We start from the raw sequence: 20168 nt of genomic DNA, 5'->3' as shown, positions 1-20168 counted from the left end.
GCCGCCATACGACAACGCAAGGCGGCCTCGGACATGCTGGGATCAGGACCGGGTCAGTGCAGGATCTGGCTCAGGAACAGCTGCGTCCGCTCGTTCTGCGGATTGTCGAAGAATGCATCCGGGCTGTTCTGCTCGATGATCTCGCCGCGGTCCATGAAGATCACGCGGTCGGCCACCTTGCGCGCGAAGCCCATTTCGTGGGTCACACACAGCATGGTCATGCCGCTTTCCTCGGCCAGCGTCACCATCACGTCCAGCACTTCCTTGACCATTTCCGGATCGAGGGCGGAGGTCGGCTCGTCGAACAGCATGATCTTGGGATGCATGCACAGCGAACGCGCGATGGCCACGCGCTGCTGCTGGCCGCCCGACAGCTGGCCCGGGAATTTCTTGGCCTGGTCCGGGATGCGCACGCGCTCGAGGTACTGCATGGCCGTGGCTTCGGCCTCGGCGCGCGGCTTCTTCAGCACCCACGTGGGGCCCAGCGTCAGGTTTTCCAGCACCGTCAGGTGCGGGAACAGGTTGAAGTGCTGGAACACCATGCCGACGTCGCGGCGGATGGTCTCGATCTGCTTCAGGTCGTTCGTCAGCTCGGTGCCGTCGACGATGATTTTGCCCGCCTGGTGTTCTTCGAGGCGGTTGATGCAGCGGATCATCGTGGACTTTCCCGAACCCGACGGGCCGCAGACCACGATACGTTCGCCCGGCGCGACGTCGAGGTTGATGTTGCGCAGAACGTGGAACTGGCCGTACCACTTGTTCACGTCCTGCAGGCTGATGATGGCGTCAGGCATGCCTGTACTCCCGTGATGACTGAGGCCGCGCCGCCCCCGGGGCGGCGCGGTTTGATTGTTTTATCTGGCGTGGCCGGTTTGCAGCCGCTTTTCAAGTTTCTGGCTGTACTTCGACATCGAGAAGCAGAAGACGAAGTAGATCAGCGAGATGAACACGTAGGCCTCGGTGCTGAAGCCGCGCCAGGCCGCGTCGGACAACGCCGCCTTGGCCGCGAGGGTCAGGTCGAAGATGCCGATGATGACCACCAGCGAAGTGTCCTTGAACAGCGCGATGAAAATGCTGACCAGCGGAGGAATGACGATCTTCAGCGCCTGTGGCAGGATGATCTTGCGCATCTGCTGCCAGTACGACAGGCCCAGCGAATCCGCGCCCTCGTACTGCCCCTTCGGGATGGCCTGCAGGCCGCCGCGCACCGTCTCGGCGATGTAGGCCGCCGCGAACATGATGATGGCGATCTGCGCGCGCAGCAGCTTGTCGATCGAATAGCCCTCGGGCAGGAACAGCGGCAGCATCACGGACGACATGAACAGCAGGCTGATCAGCGGCACGCCACGAATCAGCTCGATGTACACGACGCACAGCGCCTTGATCGCCGGCATGCGCGAACGGCGGCCCAGCGCCAGCAACACGCCGAGCGGGAAGGCGAAGGCGATGCCGAAGGTCGACAGAATCAGCGTCAGGGGCAGGCCGCCCCAGCGCGCGTTCTCGACGTATTCCAGGCCGAAGACGCCGCCCCACATCAGGATGCCGACCAGCGTGAGGCCGATCGTCCAGATGATGGGCAGCGCGATGTTCCAGAACCGGCGCATCCCGCTGCAGACGATGACCGCGATCAGGACGATGGTGGCCAGCAGCGGACGCCACTGTTCGTCGTACGGATATGTGCCGAAGAGGATCAGGCGATGCTTCTCTGCGATGAAGGCCCAGCACGCGCCGGTGGTGGCGCGGCACTCGGCCGCCGTCGTTGCGTTGAAGTCGGCCTTGATCAGCGCCCATTCGACCAGTGCCGGCACGGCCATCAGGATCAGCCAGACCGACAGGACCGTCAGCAGGATGTTCAGGGGCGACGAGAACAGGCTGGACTTGATCCAGGCCCATGCGCCGACCTGGTTGGACGGCGCAGGCAACGCTTCGGTGGGAGTGTGTATGGTATTGCTCATGTCAGCGTCTCATGCAGCCAAGCAGCACCCGCGGCATATGAAACCGGTGCGCCTCGATCGGGGACGCCGCGGATCCGGCTTTGCCGGTCCGCCTGCGTCGCCCCCTGGGGAGCGCGCGTCAGCGCGTAGGGGTGGGCCTTCATGTCAACGCTCCACCAGCGCGATGCGCTTGTTGTACCAGTTCATGAAAATCGAGATCGACAGGCTGACGGTGAGATACGCCGCCATGATGATGAGGATGCCCTCGATGGCCTGGCCCGTCTGGTTCAACGTGGTGTTGACCACCGAGACGATGTCCGGATAGCCGATGGCCACGGCCAGCGAGCTGTTCTTGGTCAGGTTGAGATACTGGCTGGTCATCGGCGGGATGATCACGCGCAGCGCCTGCGGCAGCACCACCAGGCGCAGCACCAGGCCGCGGCGCAGGCCCAGCGAGCCGGCCGCTTCCCACTGGCCGTTGTTGACGGCCTGCACGCCGGATCGCACCACTTCGGCCACGAAGGCCGAGGTGTAGATCACCAGGCCGGCCAGCAGCGCGGAGAACTCGGGCGACAGCGTCCAGCCGCCCACGAAGTTGAAGCCGCGCAGCTCGGGCACGTCCAGCGCCAGCGAGGCGCCGCTGACCAGCCAGCCCAGCACCGGGAAACCGATGAGGAAGGCGATGGCCCAGCGGCCCAGCGGGAACGGACGCCCCGTGGCCTGCTGGCGCTTGTTGCCCCAGCGCTGCGCCAGCACGATGGCGACGATCGCCACCACCACGCCGACCAGTATCCAGTCGAACGAATCGCCCTGCAGGCTGGGCACTTTCAGGCCGCGGTTGGAGATGAACACCCCGGGCAGCGGGTTGTGCGCCTGGCGCGGTCCCGGCATGCTTTCCGTGATGATCGAGTACCAGAAGAACAGCTGCAGCAGCAGCGGAATGTTGCGCATCACCTCGACGTAGATCGAGGCGAGCTTGGAAATGAGCCAGTTCTTGGACAGCCGGGCGATGCCGATCAGCGTGCCGAGAAGGGTAGCCAGGATGATGCCCAGCACCGCCACGCGCAGCGTGTTCAGCAGGCCAACCCAGATGGCGCGGCCATAGGAATCCGCGGGCGAATACGCGACGGAGGTTTCGCCGATGGCGAAGCCCGCCTCACGGCTCAGGAATGCGAAGCCGGTGGCGATGTTGCGTTGCGCCAGGTTGTGCAGCGTGTTCGACACCAGGAACCAGACGGCCAGGGCGACGAGGCCCAGGGCGACGACCTGGTAGATCACCGCGCGCGTGCCGGGATCGTTCCAGCTCAGGCGTCGCACGGGGGCCGCCACAGGGGGGCTTTTAGGGGAAGTTGCCATGATGTGCTTCTATAAAGATCGGACAACACGGCGAAGGCGGCGTCGTGCGCCGCCTTCGCTCTTGCGCCTGCCATGCCCGCCGCGAGGCGGGGCCGCGCTCGCCCCCAGGGGCATGGCGCGGCAGGCGGTCTGGCTCGGCTTAGCGCACCGGCCAGCCGTACATGATGCCGCCCTGCTTGTACGAGGCATTCAGGCCGCGTTCGAGCTTCATCGCGCTGCCCTTGCCCAGGGTGCGTTCGAAGACTTCACCGTAGTTGCCCACTTGCTTGATGATGTTGTAGGCCCACTTGTCGTCCACGCCCAGGTTCTTGCCCATGCCCGGGGTCGTGCCCAGGATGCGCTGGATGTTGGGGTTGGAGCTCTTGGCCATGTCGTCGACGTTCTTCGACGTGATGCCGTATTCCTCGGCTTCCAGCTGCACGTTCAGCGCCCAGCGGACCACGTTGAACCACTGCTCGTCGCCCTGGCGGACCATGGGGCCCAGCGGCTCTTTCGAGAAGTCTTCCGGCAGGATGACGTACTTGTCGGGATCGGTCAGCGTGGTGCGCACCGAGGCCAGCTGCGACTTGTCGGTGGTGAAGGCATCGCAACGGCCAGCCGAGAAGGCACGCACGATTTCGTCGAACTTGTCGATCACGACCGGCTTGAATTCGATCTTCTGGCCACGGAACCAGTCTGCCAGGTTCAGTTCGGTGGTGGTGCCCGGCTGCACGCAGATGGTGGCGCCGTTCAGTTCCTTCGCGCTCTTGACGCCCAGGTCCTTCGAGACCATGACGCCCTGGCTGTCGTAGTAGTTCACGCCCGCGCCGATCAGGCCCAGCGTCGTGTCGCGAGTCAGCGTCTGGGTGGTGTTGCGGGTCAGCACGTCGATTTCGCCGGACTGCAGGGCGGTGAAGCGCTGCTGCGTGTTCAGCGGGGTGACCTTGAACTTGCTGGCGTCATTGAACATCGTGGCAGCGATGGCGCGGCACATGTCCACGTCGATGCCCTGCCACGTACCCTTGCTGTCGGCCATGGAAAAGCCGGAGATGCCGGTGGAAACTCCGCACTGGACGAAGCCTTTCTTTTTGACGTTGTCGAACGTCGCGCCCGCGTGCGCGGCCGAGGCGGCGGCGAAGAGGGCTGCGCCGACAGCGGCCAGTTTCAATACTTTCATGTTCGATCTCCCGTGTAAGGTGCGACTGCTGCGCGGGCCTGGTAGGCCTCACGCTTGCGGCGATGGTAGCGTTTGGACAAATTTGGGGACATGGGGGAAATCCCTTTGCACAAACGATCCGAATCGGGGACATATATATGATCTTGGCGCACGTTTCACGTCATATCGATGCACTTTGTTGGTGCACCGCGTGAGGCTCGGAACGCTGCGGGGCAGCGCCGGGGCGAGTTACTATTGCTGCTTCACTCCTGCCCCGCCATGATCGAATTCCAGCACGTCTTCAAATCGTACGGACGCGGCCGCAACATTCTGGCCGACATCAATTTCCGGGTCTCGGCCGGTGAATTCGTCTTCGTGTCGGGGCCCTCGGGCGCCGGCAAATCCACCTTGCTGAAACTGATCGGCGGGCTGGAGCCGCCGTCGCGCGGCTCCATCCAGGTCAACGGCCAGAGACTGGACAAGCTGTCGGCCCGCGAACGGCCCTATCTGCGGCGCGCCGTCGGCGTCATCCTGCAGGACACCCACCTGTTGTTCGACCGCAGCGCACTGCAGAACGTCATGCTGCCGCTGGCGGTGCTGGGCCATCCGGGCGAGTCGGCCAGCGCCCGCGCCCGCGCCGCCCTGGACAAGGTCGGCCTGGCGGGCAAGGAAGACCTCAATCCGATCGAACTGTCGGGCGGCGAGCAGCAGCGCCTGGCCATCGCGCGGGCCATCGTCAACCGCCCCGCCATCCTGATCGCCGACGAGCCCACCGCAAACCTCGATCACGGCAACGCGCAACGCATCATGAACGTGTTCCGCGACTTCAACCGCGTCGGCGTCACCACCCTGATCGCCTCGCACGACCAGGCCCTGATGGCCGCGTACGCCACCCGCATGCTGCTGGTCGAACCGGGCAAGTTCCAGGATTCGCACGGAGGCCACGCATGAACGCCCTGCTGCGGCAACACCGCTACGCCCTGACCATCACGCTGCGCCGCCTGGCGAAACAGCCGTTCTCTTCACTGGCCAACCTGCTGGTGATGGCGCTGGCGCTGGCCCTGCCCCTGCTGGGCGCGGCCATCCTGGTGTCGGTGCAGCCCGTGGCGCGCCAGGTATCGGTGGCGCCGGAACTTACCGTCTTCATGCAGCCCGGCGCCCCCGCCACCGCGGCCGCCGCCGTGGCCAAGCGCATCGGCGGCGAGTTCGGCGACCAGGTCGCGGCGGTGCGCGTCGTGCCGCGCGGCCAGGCGCTGGAGCAGTTGCGCAGCAATCCGGCCTGGCAAGAGGCCCTGGCCGTGCTGCAGGGCAATCCCCTGCCCGACGCCGTGGTCGCCACCCTGGCCGACGGCAGCGACCTGGCGCAACGCGCCGACACGCTCGCCAGGCAATGGCGCACCTGGGATCACGTCGACCAGGTGCAACTGGACAGCGCCTGGGTGCAGCGGCTGGAAGCCATCCTGCGCTTTGCCCGCATCGGCCTGGTCTTCCTGGCGATCTGCGTGGCGGTGGTGGTGCTGGCCACGGTGTTCAACACCGTGCGGCTGCAGGCCATGACGCAGCGCGAGGAAATCGCCGTGGCACGCCTGGTGGGCGCCACCGAGGCCTTCGTGCGCCGGCCCTTTCTCTATCTGGGCGCCCTGACGGGCGCGCTGGCCGCCCTGCTGGCCGTCGGCGCGGCCGCCATCGCCCTGGCGCCGCTGAACGACGCCCTGCTGGGCCTGGCCAACAGCTATGGCGCCGAGTTCGCGTTGCACCTTCCCGGGGCGCCGATGCTGCTGCTGGCCGTCGTGGCCGCCGGAATATTGGGTGCCCTGTCGGCCCGCTGGTCAGTCACGCGTAGTACGCGCTTTTAAGCTCGTTGTTCGGAAGATCAGACTTGGCACATGGCAGGGTACAGTGGACCCATCGGATGGGCGTATTGCAACATTTGAGCTGTAAACTGTTATAAATGTAACGATTCATGCCCGATACTGTCGTTTAATTTCCGGCTCGCGCCCTGCTCCCATGCCATCCGCCTCAAAAGCCCGCGCCACGCGCCACTACTACGACAGCGCCTTCAAGAGCGACGCGGTCAAGATATTGCCGAACGAATACTACGTCACCACCACCCACGAGAACCTGATGTTGTCGACGGTGCTGGGCTCGTGCGTGGCGGCCTGTCTGCGCGACCCGGTCACCGGCGTCGGCGGCATGAACCACTTCATGCTGCCCGAGGGCGATGCCTCGTCGCCAGCCTCGGCCACCATGCGCTACGGCTCGTTCGCCATGGAAGTGCTGATCAACGAACTGATCAAGGCCGGCGCAGCGCGCGAGCGCCTCGAAGCCAAGGTCTTCGGCGGCGGCGCGGTGCTCAGCGCCATGCAGCAGTTGAACATCGGCGAGCGCAACGGCCAGTTCGTGCTCAGCTACCTGAAGATGGAAGGCATCCCGGTACTGGCCCAGGACCTGGGCGATATCCATGCGCGGCGCATCAACTTCTTCCCGCAGGAAGGCCGCGTGATGGTGCGCCGCATGGCCCCGCATCACCAGAAGGGCGAAGTGCTGATCGCCAAGCGCGAAGAGGCGGCCGCCGAGTTCGTGCAGTCGGAAACGCGGGCCCCGCAAAATGTCGAGCGCTTCGACAAGCCCGCGGGCGGCATGAAGGTCGAGCGCTTCGACAAGCCTGCGGGCGGCATGAAGGTCGAGCGTTTCGACAAGCCTGCCACACCCAGCCCGATGCGCGTCGAACGCTTCGACAAGGCCAAGTCCTGACCAACGCTGCCGGCCGGCCCCGGGCCGAGGCCGGCTTCCCGGCGCGGCAGCGCTAGAACACCTCGTGCCCGGCGCCGGGCCCCCGCCGCCAGTAGCTCGCGGCGCGAATCGACGCCGAATCCATGCCTCGCTCCTGCACCAGGTGCTGGCGGATCGCGCGGATGGCCGAGTATTCGCCCGCCGCCCACGTATAGCCCTGGCCTTCCGGCAATCGCAGGCGGCGCACCGCGCGCTCCAGCGCCGTGCGGCCATCGGACGTATCCACCGCGCAATGCACCCACTGCAGGGTCAGGTCGGCAGCGCATTCCAGCGGCAGTCGCGCCGACGTCTGGCGCGTCTCGATCACCGCGATCACGCGCGCGGAAGCCGGCAACTCGGACAAGCGGCGGGCAATCGCCGGCAGGGCCGTCTCGTCGCCGGTCAGCAGGTGCCAGTCGAACCCCAGCGGCACGACGAATGAGCCGCGCGGTCCGCCCACGCCCAGTTGCTGCCCAGGACGCGCCTGCGCGGCCCAGGCCGTGGCCGGCCCCTCGCCGTGCAGCACGAAGTCGATGTCCAGTTCACCGGCCTGCGCGTCGTAGCGGCGTGGCGTGTAGTCCCGCGTGACGGGCCTGGGCGCGTCCTCGGGCCATTGCGGGCCATTCGGGCCGAAGACCGGCATCACCGGCGTGGCATCCGGCTCGGACGGGAAGAACAGTTTGACGTGATCGTCGAACGAGGCGGAGACGAAGCCGTCAAGGTCGTCGCCTTCCAGCGTGATGCGAACCATCTGCGGGCTGAGGGCCGTGGTGCGGCGCACCCGCAACAGACGGGCTTTCAATGCATGTTGAACCTTGCGGACCTGCGGGCGCGCCGCGTCCAGGGTATCGGATGTCATGGGATTCTCTCTCCGGGATCTGATGGGGGATTCAAGCCTTCGGGGGCTGACAGGGCCCACCCTGCTCGATCTCGGCGGTGGCGCGGCGCAGGATGTCGGCCAGGCGGCGCTGTTCGTCGGCATCGGCTTCGCTGCGCCGGAACAGCGCCATCTTCAGCGCGTGGCGCGCCTCGTCCAGTTCCTTGACCCAACCGCCGCCCTGGGGACCCGCGGGCGTCTCTGCGGCGCCGTCCTGGCCGCCCCACTGCTTCATCCACGCCATCTTGCGCGCGGCATGGGCCAACCCCGCGAAGATCAGGTCGACGCGCTCGCGGTTCTCGTCCAGGTGGACGCGGCCCGCCTCGGCCAGGTGATAGCGCTTGCGGTTGCCGTGAACTTCGACCGTGGCGTAGTCCAGTTCTTCCAGATAGGTCAGCGCGGGATAGACCACCCCGGGGCTCGGGGTGTAGAAGCCGTTGGAACGCGTCTCCAGCGCCTTGATCAGTTCGTAGCCATGGCGGGGCTGCTCCTGCAGCATCGCCAGCAGCATCAGTTGGAGTTCGTCGGCGCCGAACTTGCGGCCACGGGTGAATCCATCGTCGCCCATGCCGCCCCAGCCGCCGCCCATCCAGCCGCCGCCCCGCCCATGGCGGCCGCCGCGCGGACCGCCCATGCCGAACCAATGCCGGGGCGAATGGCCCCGCGAGAAACCCTGCCAGGGAAAATGCATGAGAATGCTCCGTAGATCGTAAGATATGTCTTACGATATATCCACGGAACACCCCATGTCAATCACCCTGGGGCGAAAAGCCGGCGTCTAGGCCGCCCGCGCGCCGTCGAGGGGCACCACCTGCGCGCTGAAGTCCCTCAGCATTTCCCGCCGGCGCGCGGCGGCCTTTGCCATCGCGGCCTCCTTGATGTGGCCGTAGCCGCGGATGTGCTCCGGCAGGCTGGCCAGCGCCACCGCGCGCTCCAGGTTGGCGCGCGACACCTTGGGCAGGATCGCCATGATGTCCTCGCGGTACTGGCGGACCAGCTCGCGTTCGGCGCGCCGCTCGGCCGTGTAGCCGAACACGTCGAGCGGCGTGCCGCGCAGGCCCCGCAGCCGGGCCATCAGCTTGAAGGCGCGCAGCATGCCCGGCCCATAGCGGCGCTTGACCAGGTGTCCCTGCGCATCGCGTTTTGCGAACAGCGGCGGCGCCAGGTGGAAGTTGACCGTCCAGTCGCCTTCGAACTGCGCCTCGATGCGCTTGAGGAACTCGCCATCGGTGTACAGGCGCGCCACCTCGTACTCGTCCTTGTAGGCCATCAGCTTGAAGTAGTAGTGCGCCACCGCCGTGGCCAGGCGCGTGGTGCCGGTGGCGGCGCGCTCGGCCTGCGCCACATGGTCGACCAGTTCCTGATAGCGCCGCGCGTAGGCGGCGTTCTGGTACCGCGTCAGGAATTCGACACGACGAGACACCAGCGCATCCAGCTCGCCGCCCGGCCGCTTGAAGTCGACCACGGCCCCCTGCCCCCGGCGCACCTCCACGATGCCCTCGTCGGCAACGGGCGGCGCGTGTGTGGCGGGCGCGCCGATCAGCCCCTGCACCGCGGCCAGGTCGTGCGCGGCGCGGCGGCCCCAGGCGAACGCCGCCACGTTGTTCGGCACCTGCTGGCCGTTGAGTTCGATGGCGCGCAGCAGCGCCGCCTCGCCCAGCGGCAGCCAGCCCTTCTGATAGGCATAGCCCATCATCAGCGGGTTGGCGTAGATGGCATCGCCGAGCAGGCCCACCGCCAGCTCGGCCGCATCGATGGTGTCGACGTTGCCGGCGCCGCAAGCCGCCTGCAGATCCGCCTGCAGGTCCGAGCCCGGCAGCGTCCAGTCGGGGTTGCTGACGAAGGCCGCGGTGGGCGCCACGTCGCTGTTCAGCAGGGCATGCGTGCGGCCCGGGCGCATGCGCGCCATGGCCTCGGGCCCCGTGCCCACCACCATGTCGCCGATCAGCACCAGGTCGGCCTCGCCCATGGCCACGCGCGTGTTCATCAGCTCGCCCGGCGTGGGCGCCAGCACCACGTGCGAATACACCGCGCCGCCCTTCTGCGCCAGGCCCGCCATGTCCAGCACCGAACAGCCCTTGCCCTCCAGGTGCGCGGCCATGCCCAGCAATTGGCCGATGGTGACCACGCCCGTGCCCCCCACGCCGGCGATGAAGACGCCGTAGTGGCCCGCGCGCAGGTCCGCCGCGCGCGGCTCGGGCAGGCCCGCGGCGATGTCTCCTTGCTGCTGCAACGCGCCGGGCTTGCGCAGCTTGCCGCCTTCGATCGTGACCAGGCTGGGGCAAAAGCCCTTCAGGCAGGAATAATCCTTGTTGCAGCTGGACTGGTTGATGGTGCGCTTGCGGCCGAACTCGGTCTCCAGCGGCTCGACCGACAGGCAATGCGACTTCTCGGAACAATCGCCGCAGCCCTCGCACACGCGCTCGTTGATGACGACACGGCGCGCGGGATCGGGATACGCATTGCGCTTGCGGCGGCGGCGCTTCTCGGTGGCGCAGGTCTGGTCATAGATCAGCACCGACACGTTGGGATATTCGCGCAGTTCGCGCATCACCGCGTCCAGTTCGTCGCGATGCTTGACGGGCACGTTGGGCGCCAGGCCGGACACGCCGCGGTACTTCTGCGGCTCGTCGGTCACGATGATGATCTTCTCGATGCCTTCCGCCGCCACCTGGTTCGCGATCATCGGCACGCTGATGGGGCCATCGACCGGCTGCCCGCCGGTCATGGCCACGGCATCGTTGAACAGGATCTTGTAGGTGATGGGCGCCTTGGCCGCCACCGCCGCGCGGATCGCCAGCAGTCCCGAATGGAAGTACGTGCCGTCACCCAGATTGGCGAACACGTGCTTTTCCTCGGTGAACGGCGCCTGGCCGATCCAGGGCACGCCCTCGCCGCCCATCTGGGTGAACACCTGCGTGTTGCGGCCCATCCAGGTCACCATGTAGTGGCAACCGATGCCCGCCATGCCGCGCGAGCCATCGGGCAGGCGCGTGGAGGTGTTGTGCGGACAGCCCGAGCAGAACCAGGGCTTGCGCTCGGCCGTGACGCGCGGCTTGGACAGCGCGGTTTCACGGGCCTCGATGAAGGCCAGGCGCGCCTCGATGCCGGCGCGCACGTCCTCGGGCAATTCGAAGCGCAGCAGGCGCTGGCCGATGACCTTGGCCACCATGGCGGGCGAGAACTCGTAGTGCGCCGGCAGCAGCCAGTTGCCTTGCGGCACCGACCATTCGCCGCCGTCCTTGTCGTCGAACTTGCCGACCACGCGAGGAATCTTCTTGCCCGAGCCGATCCAGCTGAACAGCTCTTCCTTCAACTGGTATTCGAGCACCTGGCGCTTTTCCTCCACCACCAGGATCTCGTCCAGGCCCTCGGCGAACTGCTGCGTGCCGCTGGCTTCCAGCGGCCACACCATGCCCACCTTGAACAGGCGCACGCCGATGCGGCGGCACACCTCTTCCGACAGGCCCAGGTCGGACAGCGCCTGGCGCGTGTCGAGATAGGCCTTGCCCGATGTCATGATGCCGAAGCGCGCATCCTGCTGCGGCACCTGCCACGGTTCGCGGTTCAGCTTGTTGGCGCGCGCGTACGCCAGGGCGGCGTACAGCTTGTAGTCCAATAGGCGCGCCTCCTGCTCCAGCGGGGTGTCGGGCAGGCGGATGTTCAGGCCATCGCCCGGCAGCTGGAAATCTTCCGGCAGCAGGATCTTCACGCGATCGACGTCGACGTCCACCGAGGCCGAGACCTCGACGATGTCGGTGATCGTCTTCAGGCCCACCCAGACGCCCGCATAGCGGCTCATGGCCCAGCCGTGCAGCCCGAAATCCAGCACTTCCTGCACGCTGGACGGGAACAGCACCGGAATCATGCAGGCCTTGAGGATGTGGTCGCTCTGGTGCGGCAGCGTGGAAGACTTGGCCGGGTGATCGTCGCCCGCCACCACCAGCACGCCGCCATGGCGCGACGTGCCCGCCGCGTTGGCATGCTTGAACACGTCGCCGCAGCGGTCCACGCCGGGGCCCTTGCCGTACCACATGCCGAACACGCCGTCGTACTTCGCGCCCGGGAACAGGTTCACCTGCTGCGAGCCCCACACGGCGGTGGCGGCCAGGTCTTCGTTGACCCCGGGCTGGAACTCGACGTGGTGCTGCTTCAGGTACTTGGCCGCCTTCCACATGTTCTGGTCGACGCCGCCCAGCGGCGAACCGCGGTAGCCCGACACGAAGCCGGCGGTGTTCAGGCCGGCCTGCGCGTCGCGCAGCCGCTGCATGATGGGCAGGCGCACCAGGGCATGGATGCCGCTCATCCAGGCCCGGCCGGTTTCAAGGGTGTATCGATCGTCCAGTTGGACAGAGGCAAGCGCCGCGTGTTGCGCGGGCGAGAGAGGGGCGTTCATGTCTACTCCGTTGGTCTTGGAATACCGGGATGGCCGCTGGAAAAGAGCTCTTGTGGAGCGGCCGGCGGCTGGCCCGGGGCATCAGTGCGCTGTCGCATGGATGCCCCGGCACGTCTGGCCATGCCGGCGATCCATGGGACAGCACACCAGGGTGCTTCCTGTTTTGTTCATGTTGTACTCGTCCGGATGCGTCCCCGCAATAGGGCGATGCGATAATCCGGCATGGATTTCGCCACCCGCATCGCCGCCTGGCAGACCCGGCACGGCCGTCACGGCCTGCCCTGGCAAGGCGCTCCCAACGCCTACCGCACCTGGCTGTCCGAGATCATGCTGCAGCAGACTCAGGTCGCCACGGTCATCCCCTATTACGAGCGCTTCCTGGAACGCTTCCCGGACGTGGCGGCGCTGGCCGCCGCCACCCAGGACGAGGTCATGCCCTACTGGGCCGGCCTGGGCTACTACGCCCGCGCGCGCAACCTGCACCGCTGCGCCCAGCAGGTCGTGGCCGATTGGGGCGGCCGCTTTCCGCCCACCGCGGCGCAGATCGCCACGCTGCCCGGCATCGGCCGCTCCACGGCGGCGGCCATCGCGGCGTTCTCGTACGGCGAGCGCTCGCCCATCCTCGATGGCAACGTCAAGCGTGTATTCACGCGCCATTTCGGGGTGGAGGGCGATCCCGCCAAGCGCGAAGTCGAGCAACGCCTGTGGGCGCTGGCCGACGCCCAGGTGGCCGCGGCGCCCACGCTGGACATGCGCGCCTACACGCAGGGCCTGATGGACCTGGGCGCCACGCTCTGTACGCGCGGCAAGCCGGCCTGCGAGCGCTGCCCGGTCATGGACACCTGTGTCGCGCGGCGCGAGGGCCGCCAGCAGGAACTGCCTACCCCCAAGGCGCGCAAGGCCGTACCGCAACGCGACACGGGCATGCTGGTGCTGCAGCGCGATGGCGCCGTGCTGCTGCTGCAACGGCCGCAAACCGGCATCTGGGGAGGGTTGTGGAGCCTGCCGGAATTCGCGGCGGACGCCGATCCCCTGGACGCGTCGAGGCGGCTGGGGCTGGAACCGGCCGCGCACTACCGGCTGGCGGACTTCTCGCACGTCTTCACGCATTACCGCTTGAACGTCAGCCCCTGGTATGTGCACGTGCGGGCGCCCACGGTGCTGCGTGATGGCGTGGCCGAAGGTCCGGTCATGCGCTGGGTGCCGGCGGCGGAACTGGCCGCCACCGCCCTGCCCGCGCCGGTGAAGAAGCTGCTGGAAGGCCTGTTCCTGGCGGGGTTGCCGGGCATGCCCGCGGCGGATCGCGACCTTTTCGCCTGAACGCGGCTACTCGGCGGGCATGGCCTCGCCCGCCAGCAACATCACCAGCTTCAGCTCCGGATGCGTGGCCAGGCGGAACGTGACCTGCTGGAACGCCACGCGGCCGCGCCGGGGATGCTGGAAATCGCGCAGGCCGCCTTCGCGCTCGACCACCGCGTGGCGCGTCCACCAGTGCGCGAACGTGCCGCTGTCGCGCTTCAGGTCTTCCACCAGTTGCGCCACGTCCGGCTCGTCCAGGTGCGCGCCGGCATCGGCGCGGAACTCGGCCACCACGCGGCGGGCGCGCTGGTCCCAGTCCACCACCAGCTCGCGCGCGGCGGGGTCCTGGAAGATGTAGCGCAGCAGGTTGGGCTTGGCATCGCGCGCCGGCCAGTCGTCGAACAGGCCGCGCATGGGCGCGTTGTAGGCCAGCACGTTCCATGCACGGTCCAGCACGTAGGCCGGCGCCTGGATGGCCTCCACGCATTCGCGCAACGGCGCGGGCGTGCCGCTGGCGTCATCGCGCGGATGCTGCGGATCGGCGCATTCGGCCAGCTCGAACAGATAGGCGCGTTCGGCACGCGCCAGTTGCAGCACACCCGCGATGCGCCCCCACACCGAGGGCGACACCGAGACCTCGCGTCCCTGCTCGATCCACGTGTACCAGGTGACGCTGATGCCCGACAACTGCGCCACCTCTTCGCGGCGCAGGCCGGGCGTGCGGCGCCGCAGCCCGTCCGGCAGACCCGCCATCTGCGGGGTGATGCGCGCGCGGGCGCTGCGTACGAATTCGCCCAGCGCGTGGCGGCGCACGGAAGAGCCGTCAGAGGCGGAGGGAGCGGAGGGAGCAGTAGTCATACCAGGATAAGCAATAGACTTGTACGCGTATGCACACCTGCCTATCTTACGCCCTGCGGGGACCGCTCCGGCCCCTGACCGACAACGCAGGAATCGACATGACCACGAATACCCATGAGGCCGCGGTGGACCGCCAGTTCGGCCCGCAGGCCGCCGCCTATCTGACCAGCACCGTCCACGCGCAAGGCGCCGACCTGCGGCAACTGGCCGACATCGCCCGCGAGCATCCCCGGGCGCGCGTGCTGGACCTGGGGTGCGGCGGCGGCCACGTCAGCTTCACCGTGGCGCCGCTGGTGGCTCACGTCACCGCCTATGACCTGTCGCAGCGGATGCTGGACGTGGTGGCGGACGAGGCGGCGCGGCGCGGGCTGTCCAACCTGTCGACCTGCCGCGGCAAGGCCGAACGCCTGCCCTTCGCGGATGAGGAGTTCGACCTGGTGCTGTGCCGGTACTCGACCCACCACTGGTCCGACCCCGGACTGGCCATGCGCGAGGCGCTGCGGGTGCTCAAGCCGCGCGGCACGGCGGTCTTCGCGGACGTGGTCTCGCCCGGCCAGGCGCTGCTCGACACCTGGCTGCAGACCATCGAAGTGCTGCGCGACACCTCGCACGTGCGCGACTACTCGGCGTCGGAATGGACGCGCATGCTGAGCGAGGCCGGTTTCGTGCCTCGCAGCTGGACGCCGCGGCGGCTGCCGCTGGAGTTCTCGTCGTGGGTGGCGCGCATGCGCACGCCCGACACGCTGGTCGCGGCGCTGCGGCACATGTCCGCCATCGCGCCCGAGCCGGTGCGGCGCTATTTCCAGGTGCAGGAGGACGGCTCGTTCACCAGCGACACGCTGACGATCGTGGCCGCCAAGCCCTGTTTTGCCTCGCTGCCCGAATCCGGGTGCGCGGTGTAGCGTCCCACTGCCGCGGCTTTGCCGCCGCATCGGCCCGCGAGTCAGCGGGCCCGCACGGCGGCCTGGCCGATATCCGCCGGGCTGCGTTCGCAATACGCCTGGAACGCCTGGCGAATCCCGGCGGGCGACTCGGCGCGCCGCAGGGCCTTCTGGAAGTCGGGCTGGGAGAACAAGCGGGCCACCTCGGCCAGCATGTCCAGGTGCGTCTGGTTGGCGGGCATCGGCACGATGAGAAACAGGGCATGCATCACCGGCATGCCGGTCGCGCCGTCGAAGAAGCACGGCTGCTTCAAGCGCGCATACAGCACGTGGATGCCATCCAGCCCTTCGACGGAAGCATGCGGCACGGCGACTTCCTGCCCCAGCGCGGTCGGCCCCAGCCGCTCGCGGCGCGTCAGCGCGGCCAGGATGTTCTGGGCCGATATCTGGCATCCATTGGCCAGGCCCTGGCTGGCCACGTCGAACAGCGCATCCTTGTCCGGCACGTCCAGGTCGATGAGTACGTCCTGGTCCTTCAGCAGATCGGCGATCTTGCCCATGGTCTTCCTTTCCTGGCGGGCAGTGGCCGCCTTGCACCGCGGCGTCTTGCCCTGTTGCGGTCGATGGCCCCACGGCCAGTTCGAGCACTGTAGGCCACACCGGGCAAAAAACCTGCAAACAAGGCGTACGCAGACGTAAAGAAAACATAAACGGCGCGCATATGGGCCCGTTTCCGGGGCATATGCGCGCCGCCGATACCGCGCGTGCCGCGAGCCGGGCGGCGCGCGCCGCCCGGCCGCCGCATGCATCAGCCCAGGTTGGGCGACAGGGTGCGCCGCACGTCGTCCTCGCCGCGGCCGCTGCGGCGCGCGTAGTCTTCCACCTGGTCGTCGCCGATGACGCCCACGTTGAAGTACTGCGACTGCGGGTGGCTGAAATAGAAGCCCGACACGCTGGAAGCCGGCCACATGGCGTAGCTGTCCGTCAGGCTCATGCCCACTTCCCGCGCGTCCAGGACCTGGAACAGGTCGGTCTTGACGACGTGCTCGGGGCAGGCCGGATAACCCGGCGCGGGGCGGATGCCCACGTACTTCTCGGCGATCATGTCCTCGTTGGACAGCGCCTCGTCGGGCGCGTAGCCCCACAGGTCTTGCCGCACGCGGGCATGCAGGCATTCGGCGAAGGCCTCGGCCAGGCGGTCGGCCAGCGACTTCAGCATGATGCCCGAATAGTCGTCCATGTCGCGCTCGAACTCGCCTTCCTTCTTCTCGATGCCCAGGCCCGCCGTGACGGCGAACAGGCCGATGTAGTCGGCCACGCCGCTGTCCTTGGGCGCGATGAAATCGGCCAGGCACTTGTTGGACACGCCCTCGCGCTTGGCGCCCTGCTGGCGCAGGTTGCGCCACGTGAACAGCACCTCGCCGCGCGACTCGTCCTTGTAGACCTCGATGTCGTCGTCGTTGACGGTATTGGCCGGATAGAAGCCGGCCACGCCGCTGGCGGTCAGCCAGCGGCCTTCTATGATGCGCTTCAACATGGCCTGGCCATCGGCCAGCACCTTGCGCGCCTGCTCGCCCACCACCTTGTCCTGCAGGATGGCGGGATACGGTCCGAACAGGCTCCAGGTCTGGAAGAACGGCCCCCAGTCGATGTAGCGCGCGATCTCGGCCAGGTCGTAGCTCTTGAACGTGCGGCGGCCGATGTACTTGGGCCGCGGCGGCGTGTAATTGGCCCAGTCGATCCGCGGGCGCTGCGCGCGCGCATCGACCAGCGACATCAGCGGCGAGGTCTTGCGGTTGGCGTGGCGGCGGCGCACGTCCTCGTATTCCTGCGCCAGCTCCGCCAGGTAGCTGGCCGACTGGTCGGACATCAGGTTGGTGGCCACGCCCACCGAACGGCTGGCGTCCGGCACGTACACCACAGGGCCGTCGTAATGCGGCGCGATCTTCACGGCGGTGTGGACGCGGCTGGTGGTGGCGCCGCCGATCAACAGCGGCATGCGGCGTTCGCGGAAATAGTCGTCGCGCTGCATCTCGGCGGCCACGTAGGCCATCTCTTCGAGGCTGGGCGTGATCAGGCCGGACAGGCCGATGATGTCGGCCTGCTCTTCCTTGGCCTTGTCGAGGATCTGCGCGCAGGGCACCATCACGCCCATGTTGACGACCTCGAAGTTGTTGCACTGAAGCACCACGGACACGATGTTCTTGCCGATGTCGTGCACGTCGCCCTTGACCGTGGCGATGACGATCTTGCCCTTGGCGCGCACGTCGCCGCCCGCCGCGGCGATCTGGCGCTTCTCTTCCTCGATGAACGGAATCAGGTGGGCCACGGCCTGTTTCATCACGCGCGCCGACTTCACCACCTGCGGCAGGAACATCTTGCCCGCGCCGAACAGGTCGCCGACCACGTTCATGCCATCCATCAGCGGGCCTTCGATCACCTCGATCGGACGGCCGCCGCGCGCCTCGATCTTCCGGCGCACCTCTTCGGTGTCCTCGACGATGAACGCGGTGATGCCGTGCACCAGCGCGTGAGACAGGCGCTGCTCGACCTCGGCGCTGCGCCACGCCAGGTCCTCTTCCTTCTTGGCGCCAGACCCCTTGATGGTGTCGGCGAACTGCACCAGGCGCTCGGTGGGCGTGCGCTCATCGGCGGCATCGACGCGGCCCACGGGCTCGGCGCGGTCCAGCACCACGTCCTCCACCAGGTCGCGCAGCTGCGGCGACAGGTCGGCGTACACGCCCAACTGGCCCGCGTTGACGATACCCATCGTCAGGCCTTCGGTGATCGCGTAGTACAGGAAGACCGTGTGGATGGCCTCGCGCATCGGCTCGTTGCCGCGGAACGAGAAGCTGACGTTCGAGATGCCGCCCGAGATGCGCGCGTGCGGCAGGTTCTTGCGGATCCACGCCACGCCGTCGATGAAATCCATCGCGTAGTGATTGTGCTCGTCGATGCCGGTGGCGACCGCGAACACGTTGGGATCGAAGATGATGTCTTCAGGCGCGAAGCCTTCTTCCTCGACCAGGATGCGGTAGGCGCGGCCGCAGATCTCCTTGCGGCGCGCGAGCGTGTCGGCCTGGCCCAGTTCGTCGAAGGCCATCACCACCATGGCCGCGCCGTAGCGGCGGCACAGGCGGGCATGATGGCGGAAGGGCTCCTCGCCCTCTTTCATCGAGATGGAGTTGACCACCGGCTTGCCCTGCACGCACTTCAGGCCGGTCTCGATCACCTCCCACTTGGAACTGTCGATCATCACCGGCACGCGCGCGATGTCGGGCTCGGACGCGATCAGGTTCAGGAAGCGGTGCATGCAGGCCACCGAATCCAGCATGGCCTCGTCCATGTTGATGTCGATGATCTGCGCGCCGTTCTCGACCTGCTGGCGGGCCACGGCCAGCGCCTCGTCGTATTTCTCTTCGCGGATCAGGCGCGCGAACATCTTGCTGCCCGTCACGTTGGTGCGCTCGCCCACGTTGACGAACAGGGTCTCTTCGTCGATGTTCAGCGGTTCCAGTCCCGACAGGCGCGTCTTCACGGCCACCTCGGGCACGGCGCGCGGCGTGAGCACCCGCACCTTCCTGGCGATCTCGCGGATGTGGTCGGGCGTGGTGCCGCAGCAGCCGCCCGCCATGTTGACCAGGCCCGCGCGCGCGAACTCTTCCAGCAGCGCCGAGGTATCGGCCGGGGTCTCGTCGAAACCCGTCTCGGCCATGGGATTGGGCAGGCCGGCGTTGGGATAGACGCAGACGTAGGTGTCGCAGATCTTGGACAGCTCGGCCACGTAGGGGCGCATCAGCGCCGCGCCCAGCGCGCAGTTCAGGCCGATGGTGACGGGACGCGCGTGGCGCACCGAATTCCAGAAGGCCTCGACGGTCTGGCCCGACAGGATGCGGCCCGAGGCGTCGGTCACGGTGCCCGAGATCATCACGGGCAGGCGCACGCCGCGCTGCTCGAACACTTCCTCGGTGGCGAAGATGGCCGCCTTGGCGTTGAGCGTGTCGAAGATGGTTTCGATCAGCACGATGTCGATGCCGCCGTCGAGCAGGCCATCGAGCTGCTCGATGTAGGCCGCGCGCAGCTCGTCGAACGTGACGTTGCGCGCGCCGGGATCGTTCACGTCCGGCGAGATGGAGGCCGTCTTGGGCTGCGGACCCAGGGCGCCGGCCACGAAACGCGGGTGCTCGGGCGTGCTGTAGCGGTCGCAGGCTTCGCGCGCCAGTTGCGCCGATACCTTGTTCAGTTCGTAGGCCAGCTCCGGCAGGTCGTAGTCGCCCTGCGCGATGGACGTGGCGCCGAAGGTGTTGGTCTCGATGACGTCGGCGCCCGCTTCCAGGTACTGGCGGTGGATCTCGGAGATGACGTCGGGCCGCACCAGCGACAGCAGTTCGTTGTCGCCCTTGAGGTCCTTGTGGTGCTCGGCGAAGCGCGTGCCGCGGAAATCGGATTCGGTCAGCTTGTAACGCTGGATCATCGTGCCCATCGCGCCATCCAGGATCAGGATGCGCTTGTCCAACTGGCGAACGAACTCGGCGCCATGCGTGTAGGCGGACAAAGGATAGGGCATGCGGGGGTATGACACGGCGGATCCTGCGGGAAATGCGGCGGCGCGCGAGATGACGGACTTGTATCCGCATTTTAACGGTCCTGGCCGGCGGCG

15 protein-coding genes are annotated in these 20168 nt (G+C 67.4%); 5 read left to right on the top strand and 10 right to left on the bottom strand.

The annotated features are described in order from the left end of the window. Nucleotides 1–53 precede the first annotated feature (53 nt). The 4 genes from A6745_RS08535 to A6745_RS08520 all read right to left on the bottom strand — a co-directional run bounded on the left by A6745_RS08535 (nucleotide 54) and on the right by A6745_RS08520 (nucleotide 4446). Nucleotides 54–794: an amino acid ABC transporter ATP-binding protein gene (locus A6745_RS08535; protein WP_066125665.1), complete on the bottom strand. Its 741-nt coding sequence runs from the start codon at nucleotides 792–794 to the stop codon at nucleotides 54–56. Between the two features lie 60 nt (nucleotides 795–854). Next, nucleotides 855–1955 (bottom strand): amino acid ABC transporter permease, encoded by a 1101-nt coding sequence (locus tag A6745_RS08530; RefSeq protein WP_066125663.1) that lies wholly within the window; start codon nucleotides 1953–1955, stop codon nucleotides 855–857. A gap of 144 nt (nucleotides 1956–2099) precedes the next feature. Next, entirely contained in the window at nucleotides 2100–3290 is a 1191-nt protein-coding gene (locus tag A6745_RS08525) for an amino acid ABC transporter permease (protein ID WP_066125661.1), read from the bottom strand. Between the two features lie 139 nt (nucleotides 3291–3429). Continuing rightward, nucleotides 3430–4446, bottom strand: a complete 1017-nt coding sequence (locus A6745_RS08520; protein WP_066125658.1) for an amino acid ABC transporter substrate-binding protein — start codon at nucleotides 4444–4446, stop codon at nucleotides 3430–3432. Nucleotides 4447–4704: 258 nt separating this feature from the next. Here A6745_RS08520 and A6745_RS08515 point away from each other — a divergent pair, with 258 nt between their 5' ends. The 3 genes from A6745_RS08515 (at nucleotide 4705) to cheD (ending at nucleotide 7179) form a co-directional block, all read left to right on the top strand. Continuing rightward, entirely contained in the window at nucleotides 4705–5376 is a 672-nt protein-coding gene (locus A6745_RS08515; protein ID WP_066125655.1) for a cell division ATP-binding protein FtsE, read from the top strand. Then, complete coding sequence (locus A6745_RS08510; RefSeq protein ID WP_066125653.1) at nucleotides 5373–6281, top strand: cell division protein FtsX; 909 nt, start codon at nucleotides 5373–5375, stop codon at nucleotides 6279–6281. The genes A6745_RS08515 and A6745_RS08510 overlap by 4 nt, the downstream gene beginning before the upstream one ends. A 151-nt stretch (nucleotides 6282–6432) precedes the next feature. Next, nucleotides 6433–7179, top strand: a complete 747-nt coding sequence (gene cheD, locus A6745_RS08505; protein WP_066125652.1) for a chemoreceptor glutamine deamidase CheD — start codon at nucleotides 6433–6435, stop codon at nucleotides 7177–7179. A 52-nt stretch (nucleotides 7180–7231) separates the two neighbouring features. Here cheD and A6745_RS08500 read toward each other — a convergent pair whose 3' ends face one another. From A6745_RS08500 to A6745_RS08490, 3 genes are all read right to left on the bottom strand, one after another. After that, nucleotides 7232–8056 carry a siderophore-interacting protein gene (locus A6745_RS08500; RefSeq protein WP_066125651.1) on the bottom strand — a complete coding sequence of 275 codons (825 nt, stop codon included), beginning with the start codon at nucleotides 8054–8056 and terminating at the stop codon, nucleotides 7232–7234. Nucleotides 8057–8087: 31 nt separating this feature from the next. Next, complete coding sequence (locus tag A6745_RS08495) at nucleotides 8088–8765, bottom strand: PadR family transcriptional regulator (protein ID WP_082852955.1); 678 nt, start codon at nucleotides 8763–8765, stop codon at nucleotides 8088–8090. 87 nt (nucleotides 8766–8852) lie between these two features. Then, nucleotides 8853–12470, bottom strand: coding sequence for an indolepyruvate ferredoxin oxidoreductase family protein (locus A6745_RS08490; protein ID WP_066125649.1), 3618 nt, complete (start codon nucleotides 12468–12470; stop codon nucleotides 8853–8855). Nucleotides 12471–12692: 222 nt separating this feature from the next. Here A6745_RS08490 and mutY point away from each other — a divergent pair, with 222 nt between their 5' ends. Beyond that, nucleotides 12693–13790 carry an A/G-specific adenine glycosylase gene (mutY, locus tag A6745_RS08485; protein ID WP_066125647.1) on the top strand — a complete coding sequence of 366 codons (1098 nt, stop codon included), beginning with the start codon at nucleotides 12693–12695 and terminating at the stop codon, nucleotides 13788–13790. Between the two features lie 6 nt (nucleotides 13791–13796). On the opposite strand, the gene A6745_RS08480 is transcribed toward mutY, so the two are convergent. After that, nucleotides 13797–14627, bottom strand: a complete 831-nt coding sequence (locus A6745_RS08480) for a helix-turn-helix transcriptional regulator (protein ID WP_066125645.1) — start codon at nucleotides 14625–14627, stop codon at nucleotides 13797–13799. Between the two features lie 98 nt (nucleotides 14628–14725). Here A6745_RS08480 and A6745_RS08475 point away from each other — a divergent pair, with 98 nt between their 5' ends. Further along, complete coding sequence (locus A6745_RS08475; RefSeq protein ID WP_066125643.1) at nucleotides 14726–15529, top strand: class I SAM-dependent methyltransferase; 804 nt, start codon at nucleotides 14726–14728, stop codon at nucleotides 15527–15529. A gap of 41 nt (nucleotides 15530–15570) precedes the next feature. On the opposite strand, the gene A6745_RS08470 is transcribed toward A6745_RS08475, so the two are convergent. Next, a complete protein-coding gene (locus A6745_RS08470) occupies nucleotides 15571–16068 on the bottom strand; it encodes a PTS sugar transporter subunit IIA (RefSeq protein ID WP_066125641.1) in 498 nt (165 codons plus the stop codon). 248 nt (nucleotides 16069–16316) lie between these two features. Next, nucleotides 16317–20090: a methionine synthase gene (gene metH / locus A6745_RS08465; RefSeq protein ID WP_066125639.1), complete on the bottom strand. Its 3774-nt coding sequence runs from the start codon at nucleotides 20088–20090 to the stop codon at nucleotides 16317–16319. Nucleotides 20091–20168: the final 78 nt, after the last annotated feature.

Origin of the sequence: Bordetella ansorpii (assembly GCF_900078705.1) — a bacterium.
Lineage (GTDB): Bacteria > Pseudomonadota > Gammaproteobacteria > Burkholderiales > Burkholderiaceae_B > Bordetella > Bordetella ansorpii_A.
This window is presented reverse-complemented; position numbering and strand designations above follow the sequence as displayed.